This window comes from Pseudomonas sp. AP19, from assembly GCF_001728855.1.
GTDB lineage: Bacteria > Pseudomonadota > Gammaproteobacteria > Pseudomonadales > Pseudomonadaceae > Aquipseudomonas > Aquipseudomonas fluorescens.
On record NZ_LXJP01000047.1, the window covers coordinates 48,625 to 56,464 of the forward strand.

Here is a 7,840-nt window from a genome sequence, read left to right on the forward strand (position 1 = left end):
GCCCGGAGTTCCTCTTGGGTTTGAAATCCATATGTCACTCGCGCTTAAGCGGAAGCGGATTTGTCAGCCTCCCGATCGGAAAACTCATACAGCATCGACTCGCAGAACGTCGAGTGAACAACGGTCTCATAGGTTGTGCCGTGTTTACAGGCGGCTGAATAGAGGTCGTCGACGCGTTGCTTGATCACTGCAGAGGTGTCCGTTTCTAGCATGGTTCTGGTGTCCTGGTCTGTGCATTTCGAGACATTCTAACGTCGTAATGGGGCGCGCGTTGGCAAGGGCTCACAGGCGATTCCGATAGCCCGAATGCCCCGTTGTTTGGGGTGGCCTTACCCCACCGATATCGGCCGCGATAGCTTTCACGCTATGTTAGTGTAGAAAAAGGTACGCCTCTTTTCGCAATAGTCAGTCCTATGTCGATTCAACACAATTGCATCCAAGCCGTTCGGAAATATCTTTCGAGCGTAACCTGGAGTTCAGCATGGCTTTTTTCGAGTCCCTTTTTGATTTGGTTGGCAGCGCGATTGGCACTTTAGGTGATCTAACGGTTTCAGCGGTCGGCATTGTGGTCGAAAACCCTGGGAAAACGGCGTTGGTATGCCTGGGTACGATTGCCACTGGTGGCACAGCCTTGGCTTTTGCCGGCCCACTTGCAGCAGCCGCGGGATCGGCGGGGCTGTTGGGCGCTACGGCGTCGGGAACGGCGATCAGCTCACTCTCTGGTGTTGCGCTGACAAACGCTTCGCTGGCGGCTGTGGGTGGAGGTGCTCTCGCCGCCGGAGGTGGCGGAATGGCGGTGGGCGCTACGGTAGTGGCTTCGACCGGCGCGGCATTAGGTGCTGCTGCTGGCGCTGGTGTGGCGGCAGGTGTCGCTGAAGCGGATAAAAAAGGGTAGGGGTAGATGGCACGCATCACCAAGGCACATAAGGCTGGTCTGGACTTTCTGGACTTGGTCTTCTTCAACGAACTGGTCGTTAACGTAGGCATGGATGCCGAAGAACGCTCGCAGCTCGAAAAGATCGTTCAGCGGGTCACGCAAATGGTCGAGTGCCGGCATTCAGGTCTACAGGCCGACGTCATCAAGCATTTGATCTACTACATCCTGGAGGTACGCCTGGCTACCTCTACCGAGGAGTTGAGCCAGTCGAATCCGCATGTACCGAGGCCGCCAAATCTTTCCTCAGCGCAGATGGAGGCAGTCGACAACTTCTGGAATGACTACCAGATGGCTTACATGTCTGTGATTACGGAAAAAAACACTGGGGTTTTGGCCAATCATGCATTGCAGATAGCTGAGGTCCTGATAGGGGAGTTCGTTGGCTGCTCGCCTCTGGTCAGGCGAGATCTGCTCACCCGATGCTTTGTCAGTGAGTTCACTGACGCGTCAGTAGGTGTTTACTGCTGGCTGATCGTTTCTGGAGTTTTGCCCGTCACCAAGAACAATCCAGATCGAATCACGGATGAATTCACCGAATCATTCTTAATACGCCTAGCCCTGCTCGCCGATTACCAAATGATTGTCCATGCCTTCAACATGATGATCAGCAAGGATGATGCTAGCGCCACATACCTCCGTATGCGCAATCTGAACCTGACTGAAGATACGGTCGATCGCCTGTTGGATATTCAAAGGCATTTCCATGATGCCATCAGCAAGAAAAGCCTGGCTAGCATTCCGCTGATCTGCCGGCGATCTCTGGAAAATCCATCGCAGGTTCAGGAGTTTTTCGGCGAGTGGGGGAAGCGTAAGGTGCGGTTTCGGGCGCACACGGGGACCCTGGGCAGCTGGCTGAGTATTTTGGGGGCGGCTATGGTTCATCGACAACTGATGGGTGAGTATGCGCTTGCGGCCAGAACTCAATACGCCAACAGACTCGGGGCGGTGAAGCTTTCTGACCTCAAGGTCCCTGCCATTTTCAATGCCTGTGACAATCAGCACACGATCACCGAACTAGTGAAGGGCAGGCTCTCTGAGTACGGACTAAGAATTAACCCAGACACCCTGTACCGCAGCCATTCGACAATGAGAAAAACTACCCTTCGGTTACTTGCTTTGTACTGCAAATTGACGCGCGATTTAGGGGTTGCGATGTCTGCCCCGTACGAGGACGTAAGCTACGTCAATGCGTTCGTACACTCAGACAAGCTAGGCTGACAGCCCCATCATCATGACGCCCACGTCCCCCGGGAGGCGGCCGTCTCACATCGTAGCGCGTGCGGCGTGCAGTCATACCACTCAGGTGGGAAGAACAGTAGGTGTCGTTATGTTAGTGCGGCCATACCAACAGGAACGTCGCATGTACACCAAACAGCCGAACAAGCCTATTGCACTGCTAGTTGCCGAGGTCAAAGTCCAAGCCGTAAATGCCCCAGCAACTGAACAATCAGCGGCGTTGGCCAGGATCAATGTCCTTGTCGCAAGCCTAAAAAAATATGAACATTTTCAGTATCAACCAGACAGGCTGATTGAAGGAGGAGCGTACGAATTATGACCAAGGGAGTCACAACACTAACCTTCCACGGCGGGCCGAACGATGGGGAGGTTATCGAGGATGTTCCCGGGATACGGGTATTCCCCCTTGTAAGCCGGCCCACCGGGAGCGGGTTTGCTGAAGTGGATGGCAAGGTAGGCGTGTTCACCAATGCAGCTACATTGCCCACGAACTGGTTCACCTTTAAAACAGCACACTACGCTAAGCGCGGGGCCGAGCCAGATGGACCGGGGGTCCATTATGACTTCCTAGAAGTGGTTTTCGTCTCGCGGTGCCGAGCGGTCACTCAAAAGAATGGGTTGTGCAAATTAATAGCTCGACCGAATCAGGCGCTCTGAGGGAGGCTCCAAACGGGTCTGAACTGCCAGTACCCTCCAAACCTAAAACCCGCATATAACCGATTTTCCAGCCACTAATGCAATATCCGACTTAAAACGAAACATCATAGCCGGGGGTAGATCTGATTACCGTGGTGTACCTCCTTCCATCTCCCAAACCTTTAAACCCCCGGATTTTCTGGGCCTGAACCTACCCACCATCCTGATCAACCGCTTTTCCTTTCTTTACTTTGCCTGGCTTTCGCCAGGCCCTTTTCTTTCTGCTTCTCCCCCAGCTTTTCCTGTGCGGCGCGCACCTGCCCAGGCCGGGTAGGGCGCTTTTAAAGGAAGAGCGTTACACAGGAGATTTAACAGGTAGTTCGAGGGGTGTCATAGGAAATCAGGCTGACTTGCTATGATGTTACTTATTTGGTGGTAGCGTTTTGGGTGGCAGTATCGCCATGTGCCAAATAAGAATGGTTGTCACAAGGCACTACCCCAGCGCTCTGCCGGGTAGTAGCATCTTGCTGAAGGGAGGAGCGCAATCCTTCAAAACGACAGTGATTGCTGTCCTAGCCCGCTCATCAGTTTCACCTGCGTCACGTCCTCCATGTGTCGTTATGATCGAGGGGATTTCTCACGATGAGCTACACGTGATGGGCTGAACTATTCGTCGTCGGGCTCTGCGTAGGCTTCTGCCAGAAGGGCCTGGGCGTGACCTTCGAGGAAGTCGAAAACCTCCTCTTGGATATACCCGTTGTATTGCTTGCGCCGGCCCTTTGATACGACCCCATTCTGGTCTAAGCACTGCATAATCAGCTTACTCAAGAGGCTGCCGCGCACATCGTAGTTTTCATTAACCACCTTGAGCAACGTGTCGTATCGTTGCAAATACTCGGTTTCTTCCCTCAGTTCGACTTCCAATGCCCGCTTGGCCATTTCCAGCGTGAAGGCCACACACTCAGTCGCATCCCAATAGCGATATAGGCTTGGGTCGCCGGTGAAGTTGAGCGACATGTTGTCGGCATCGACCCAACGAACGTCCCAGAATTGCCGTGCAGGCTTAGAGAAGCTCTGTAGAGCTTCTAGATAGCGTTGCTCCTCTCGTTTCATGGCCACAGAGACAGGAAGTAACAAACCGTTCTCCAGAGCACCGCTGCAGCACAATGCCTGGTGTATCAAGAATCGCGACAGTCGCCCATTCCCATCCATGAAGGGGTGCAAGAAGACGAACCCGAATGAGGCAATGCCGGCGGCCACCAGCGGGTCAAGCTCTAAGGGGGCACGGTTTGCGAAGGCCATGAGTTCGAACATCAGCTCCCGACAAAGATCTGGAGGAGGGGGGATATAGGTGACCCCCGCCGCTCCTCGAAAGGAGTTGGTCAGGTGGTTTTGTTCATGCCGGAAGGCCATCGCCCATTCGAGCGGTTGGGAAATCGCATTGTTTTGCAGAGAAACCAAGTAGTCTTCGGTAAGCGGCTGGCGGTCATGTGCCTGGCGCAGTAATTGAACAAAACGCTCCGACTTCTGCTGGCTTGGTGCTTCCTTTTCAATAGCAAATGAGGAATCCGTTTCGCTCAGGTAAGCCCAGTTGATGGCGCGGTCCATCATTTCCTTTGGCAAGGAGGCAATGAACTCTTTCGAACGCCCTAGAATGTCGTAATCAAGGAGGGCCCGGACCTCAGGCGTGCGTTCTACCGTCGCGCAATATTGGAGCGTCCCTAAACCATTGAAGTCCACGCGCCAGCGGTTGTTTCGCACCGATGGGCCCGTGATGTACCGTTCTGGATCAAACAGCAGGACGCCAGGGCCCCGAGGCTTGTCCGTGTAGTCCAGTAAAAGTTCGGAATAGGCTTCCCAGAGGAAGCAGACTTTGCGCAGATAGCCGCTGGTGGGAGATTGGGTTATGGCCTCGACAAGGAGTCGACCTTCAATTCGAGGCAGAGCCTGCGCCAAAATAGAGAGGTTGACGCCCTCATGTTTGAGCGCAAAGATGATATGGGCGAGAAAATCCCCAGCCTCCGGCGCAACCGCCTGCGGTACTGCAAGCGCGCCGTTGATCCGCTCAATGCGGGTGACGGGTTGAATTAGTGCTGGGTTTTTTACCCCGATAGCCTTCAGCCTCATCTCATTGATTAAATGGGCGTAACCCACCATATTTCCCATTATTCCCCCTGTCTTTGGCTAGATTTTTTTAACAGAGCCAAGATTTTCTTAAAATATGCCCCGACCCCTCAGAAAATATTAACCGAGAATGGGCCCACAACCACGTTTTTTGGCTTTTCGCATATCAGCGCGCCGGGAATCTGTGTAGTGGTCATCGTGTGTTGCCCTGTCGGCATTTTTACGGCACCGGTTTAATCATGGCAGCCTGAAGGTAAGCCCATCAGCGAAACGAGGGCTGGGGACGTGTTCTTATTGGCGTCCTGCCAGGCCCAATTCTCGGTTACTCGGCTGAGCAACTTGCACAGCGTTGATGTACAGGACATAAGCGCCGGGGCGCTGACCCCGAATTGAATCGGTGGCCGATGCCAAGCTGACACTGCTCGATTCAGTCAGTCGGACATATGCTGACAGGGATAGTCCGGATGGCTCGCATTTTTGGTACGGTCGAGCGTGATGAGTGGTTGGTCACCCTAAACCCGGACGTTGTGCCCTAGAAATTTCAGGGACTTGGCCATCCTGCTGTTGATTGGAGGCGCCTCGTGAGGTTTGACCATGCCCACAAGCTCCAATGAGCAGAACTTCCCAATTTTGGACAGTCTGTAGTTCTCAGACCACAGCAAGTCACAGATCCTGACGGCAAAGTCGTCCTTCCCATATAGGAGATGTGTAAGGCTTGCTTTCACCCGAGTGACGTCGCCGCCGTTGTCCTTCCAAAAGACCACAGGTAGCTGAGTCAACCCCCCGCGAGTAAACCGTAGTAACTCCGAGAAGGCATGCACCTGCAGCAGTCCCTCTGTAAGCTGCTCCTGACTGCTTTGAGCTATAGCCTCAGGTGATCCAAACACCTGGTGCAGAAGGTTTTGTGAGCTTACATAGCCTGAATCAATACGGGGATTCATCGTATCTACCCACTCTCGAGCGATAGACTCCAATTTCGATATCCGCGCGGCCGGTAACAGTACCGGCGCTTCCTTCCAGGTTTCATCGTCGAGAATCAATGTAAGCCGACACCAGTTAAGGAACCTGTTGGTTTCAGCAGAAATATCCAAACTGGCGAGCTCAGGTCGACGATAACCACCACTCTCCAGGAATGAGGCGACCTCACGGAACGCTGGCATGTACTGGCTGTATATTAATTTTTGCATCTCGGCCAAGAATAGGCGCTGTGGCGTTTTCTTTTCACTGCCGACCAGTACGTTGGTAGGGGTAACGGATACCAGCCCCTTGTCGAACAAAGCCTCAGCAGAGGCCAGCTTCTTTGACGATTCCCATATGTTTCCAAACTTTCTGAGCTCTGCCGGCGTCAGCATGGCTGCATCAGCCCAAAGCTCTGCGAAGTGCAGCAGCAACGCGGCAATGCGGGCCTCATCGTGGGGCTGATCAAGGGTAATCGTTGCTTCGCGGTTTTGAACCAACCCACCATGAGTAAGATTGGCTGATCCAACCATTGCCTGACTGTCATCCCCAATGAAGACTTTTGAGTGGAAGCCATCTGTGAAGTAATGAACTGTGCAGTTGGGCTCGGCGAGAACCTTAGCCAGCTCGCTTGGATTAGTTGCCGAGTTGAGCCCAACAAGTAGCTGTACGGTCGCACCGCGCCGGGCAGCCTTGATAATCTCGTCCGATCGATTGAAGTACGGAGCAGCGAGTCTAAGCACTGACGCAGTTTCAAGCAGGAGGTTATAGGCTGAAAGGACGTAGTCTTTGGACGGTCCATTGGTGCAAACGAGGAAGGTGGCCATGCCGAATTACCTGGCTGCTGTGAATAGCCAGTTTACATGGGATGCGGAGGCCAGTCGCAGCGGGAATACGAAGTCCAGGGGCTCAGTATCAAAGGGGGGTTGGCGATTTCCATCTGGTGGAAATCTGCTCAACGCCTGTCTCATTAGCTACAGCTGAAGCGTTAGGATTTGTCGGGGTTTCCCAGGTGGTGAGCAGTGATACATTCAATTACATGCAGAAGGCCCGACGGCGTCGGGCCTCAATAACGCTACTTATTTTTCGGGCAAGACAAAGACAACATTCTTCCTGGCTGTGTAGATAAAGTCAGGCTCTAAACGGATGGCAGCCCTGATGGCTGCCTGCCACTCAGGATCCGTATTGCCTTGGTTCAACCCATGCTGATTCGTCGCTATGATGGTTTTGACTTGGCCATTATCCAGTAAGCGATCCAACAACCCCGCACCAATACCCTGAAGCCTCAACAAAGTACGAATTCGCTCAATTGGTGATTTGGCATGAATCGTCACAATAGCTTTGACGCCAGCCAACACCATTGCGACGACCTCGATGGCAGTGTGCGGATCTCGAAGGTCATCTACAACAACCAACTGCTCAGATACTGGGCCGCAACGAAGGATGGATTCCGTTTCCGGAACATAACGCACCGCCGCGTTATCCGGGTAGGAAAGATCCCTGTTTCCGGCATGCAAGATCGTAGTTGTGTTCTGAGCATTTGGCTGCCTCAACAAGTCATCCACTAGCGCCCGCGCAGTAGGTGTCTTACCTTGCCCTGTAACCCCCCAAACCACAATCAACGCACCGGCACTGGTGGAAGGGGACAGCGTTTGCCGAATGCAGCTATACGTGGCCTCGAGTGCAAAAGCTGACTCAACCTCGGATACAGTTGTGGAATGGAATGACGCGCAGGCCGCGTCCCAGTTTGGAAAGTTTTCTTCCTTTGCCACAAGCTCAAGAGCCTGCGAATGAGTGACTGAGACTTGAAACATGCCCTGCACCGCGTTGCGCAGTTTTTTTGCTCGGTTTTTAAGAGATTCTGTAGTCATTTGGCTGCTTTCCAATGTAAGCCAGGTTGACGCATAGCGTTGTCGGAGTCCTCGTTCTCGATGCCTGGCAATGGTTGAA

Annotated in this window: 7 protein-coding genes; 3 read left to right on the plus strand and 4 right to left on the minus strand. The window is 53.3% G+C overall.

The genetic code is table 11. From position 1 onward, the window contains the following. Positions 1 to 44: 44 nt before the first annotated feature. Positions 45 to 212 (minus strand): hypothetical protein, encoded by a 168-nt coding sequence (locus A7D21_RS35920; RefSeq protein WP_171902641.1) that lies wholly within the window; start codon positions 210 to 212, stop codon positions 45 to 47. A 269-nt stretch (positions 213 to 481) separates the two neighbouring features. On the opposite strand from A7D21_RS35920, the gene A7D21_RS25950 reads away from it, so the two are divergent. From A7D21_RS25950 to A7D21_RS25960, 3 genes are all read left to right on the plus strand, one after another. Further along, complete coding sequence (locus A7D21_RS25950) at positions 482 to 895, plus strand: hypothetical protein (RefSeq protein WP_069553027.1); 414 nt, start codon at positions 482 to 484, stop codon at positions 893 to 895. Positions 896 to 901: 6 nt separating this feature from the next. Then, positions 902 to 2,155: a hypothetical protein gene (locus A7D21_RS25955; RefSeq protein ID WP_069553028.1), complete on the plus strand. Its 1,254-nt coding sequence runs from the start codon at positions 902 to 904 to the stop codon at positions 2,153 to 2,155. A gap of 142 nt (positions 2,156 to 2,297) precedes the next feature. Then, on the plus strand, positions 2,298 to 2,492 hold the full coding sequence (locus A7D21_RS25960) for a hypothetical protein (protein ID WP_069553029.1): 195 nt from the start codon (positions 2,298 to 2,300) through the stop codon (positions 2,490 to 2,492). A 983-nt stretch (positions 2,493 to 3,475) separates the two neighbouring features. On the opposite strand, the gene A7D21_RS25970 is transcribed toward A7D21_RS25960, so the two are convergent. The 3 genes from A7D21_RS25970 to A7D21_RS25980 form a co-directional block, all read right to left on the minus strand. After that, entirely contained in the window at positions 3,476 to 4,975 is a 1,500-nt protein-coding gene (locus tag A7D21_RS25970; RefSeq protein WP_069553031.1) for a Fic family protein, read from the minus strand. Positions 4,976 to 5,445: 470 nt separating this feature from the next. After that, a complete protein-coding gene (locus A7D21_RS25975) occupies positions 5,446 to 6,717 on the minus strand; it encodes a phosphatidylserine/phosphatidylglycerophosphate/cardiolipin synthase family protein (RefSeq protein WP_069553032.1) in 1,272 nt (423 codons plus the stop codon). A gap of 252 nt (positions 6,718 to 6,969) precedes the next feature. Beyond that, on the minus strand, positions 6,970 to 7,840 hold an 871-nt coding region (locus tag A7D21_RS25980; protein ID WP_218188703.1), incomplete at its 5' end, for a glyoxalase superfamily protein.